This window comes from Novosphingobium mathurense (assembly GCF_900168325.1).
GTDB lineage: Bacteria > Pseudomonadota > Alphaproteobacteria > Sphingomonadales > Sphingomonadaceae > Novosphingobium > Novosphingobium mathurense.
In genome coordinates, this window is the sequence record NZ_FVZE01000034.1 from 1 (window position 1) to 2,261 (window position 2,261).

Here is a 2,261-nt window from a genome sequence, read left to right on the forward strand (position 1 = left end):
TTCAGTTCCGGAAGGTGGCGGTGATCCCGACGGTCCTTGGACGCAGCGTGACGCCCCGGAAGTAGTTGGCCGCCGGGGCGTCCTCGTAGCGCGCGATCTCGGGCTGGGCGTTCAGGGCATTCAGCGCGAAGAGCGAGATGTCTGCGCCTTTGACCCGCGTCCCTACGCGCAGGTTGAGGACGGTGACGGCCGGTGTCCGCGGGATGTCAGGGTTGACAATTGGCGAGCTCAGATCGAGCGGCGTGTCGTCATGAGAGGTATAGGCAAGGTCCCCGCGCAAATAGGGGCGTGCGTCGCCGACCTCGAATTCATACTCCCCGTTGAAATAGAGCGACCAGGGCGGCCCGCCCAGGGGTTCGCCCGACCGGCGTATCGGCCGCCCGGGGATGGAGCTGTCCGAGGTCGTCGTATAATGGCTATCATTATAGGCGACAGAGGCGCCAAGGCTTAGGCCCTGGTAGGGGCTGGCGGTGACGGCGAGGTCGAAGCCCTTGCTGACGGCGTCGCCGAGGTTGACCGTGGTGGGTACCTGGCAGCTGGGTAGTGTGAGAATCGTCTGGATGTTCTTCCAGTCGATCTTGTAGGCCGAGGCATCGACATTAAGCTTGCCGCCGAACAGGCGGTTCTTCATGCCGACCTCATAGCTCCATACCGTGTCCGAGCTGATGTTGCGCGGCGAGTTGGGGTCGAAGCCGATCGCCGTCGCATCGGCGGCACAGCGCTGGCCCACAGGATTAGCAACGCCGCCGATCCGGAAGCCTTTTGCGACATTGCCATAAAAGAGATTGTCGGGGTCGGCCTGCCACGAAACACCGAACTTGGGCGTAAAGGGATGGCTGCCCTGCTTGGAAGTGGTGGAAACCCCCGGACTGACGATGGTCGTGCCTGCCCTGAAATTGGCATAGTCGAACTTGAGGTCCGCGTAACGAGCGCCTGCGGTGAGCTTCAGCTTCGGCGTGATCTTGAAATCGACCTGCGCAAAGGCGGCCAGTTGCTTGTCGATCTGATCCGTATCCAGAAACAGCGAATATTGTCCCTGGTAGAGCGACACCCCGAAGAAGCACTGGGCAACCGTGGCGCACGGCGCCAACGGGGGGACTGAAGTAGCCCGGCCATAGTTGACCATCTGCAGGAGGTTTTGCCCGTCCACCATGAAGACGTCATGCGAGCGGGCACGCTGGTAGAAACCGCCCAACACCCAGTTGAGGCGGGCATCCGGGTCATTGTTCTGGAGCCGCACCTCCTGCGTGAACTGCTTGGTGAAGAAATTGGCGACCGCACGATCCGCCAGCCCCTGCAGGGCGGCCGGTGGCGGGCCGTAGACACGCGCTGCCGACGCGATGTCCAGCGTCGTGGTGTCATAGTTGTTCAGCACCTTGCGATCGAGATAGGAGGTGTTGGAGATGAGCGTCACCGAGCCGATCTCCCATTCGGCCTTCAGCGCCGGCAGGAGGAAGCGGTCCGACCCCGGCTGGCCAAGCGGGTTGTTCTGGCGGAAATCGTGCCGATCCGGGTTGGAAATCGCTTCCACATAGGCGGAGGCGTCGGCGGTCTTCGTCCTCTGGTACAGGAAGGACGGTGTCAGGGTCAGCGTCTCGGTGGGACGCAGCGCCATCGCTGCGCGCAGGACGACGGCTTCCTCGCGGTTGGCATTCTTGTCGACCATGTTGCCGCTATAGTCGACCCGATCGACATAGCCGCCGTCGCGTCGGTAATAGCCGCTGACGCGCAGGCCGACCTTGTCCTCGACGAGGGGCGAACCGAGCGCCAAGCCCATTTCGTAACTGGGCGCGCCTCCATCGGTGAAGCCCAGTTCACCGCGCGCATAGATGTCGATGCCGCCAGTGAGGTTGGGCGAGGGGGTGATGAAGCGGACGGCGCCACCCACGGACCCGGCGCCAAAAAGAGTGCCCTGTGGCCCGCGCAGGACTTCCACGCGCTCGAGGTCGAAGAGGCGCGGATAGGGATTGGTCGCTGCCTGGGAGGTGCCCTGGCGGGCCTGGACCGGCGTGTCGTCGATATAGATGCCCGTCGTTGCGACGCCGGATGTCGAACGGATGCCGCGAATGGTGATGTTCGACTGCGAGCCGTTGTATCGCGCCTGCCGGTCAAGCGAGACACCGGGCGTCAGGCGCGCGACATCATCGACGCTGCGGACGCCCTTCTGGTCCAGCGCCTCCTGCGAATAGGCGGTGACCGACAGCGGCACGCGACGCAGCACCTGCTCCTGCCGGGTCGCGGTCACGATGATCTCCTGACTC

The 2,261-nt window shown here is 63.7% G+C and carries 1 protein-coding gene; it reads right to left on the minus strand.

Annotated elements, in window-relative coordinates:
• Nucleotide 1: 1 nt before the first annotated feature.
• On the minus strand, nt 2-2,261 hold a 2,260-nt coding region (locus B5483_RS22705), incomplete at its 5' end, for a TonB-dependent receptor (RefSeq protein ID WP_139384146.1).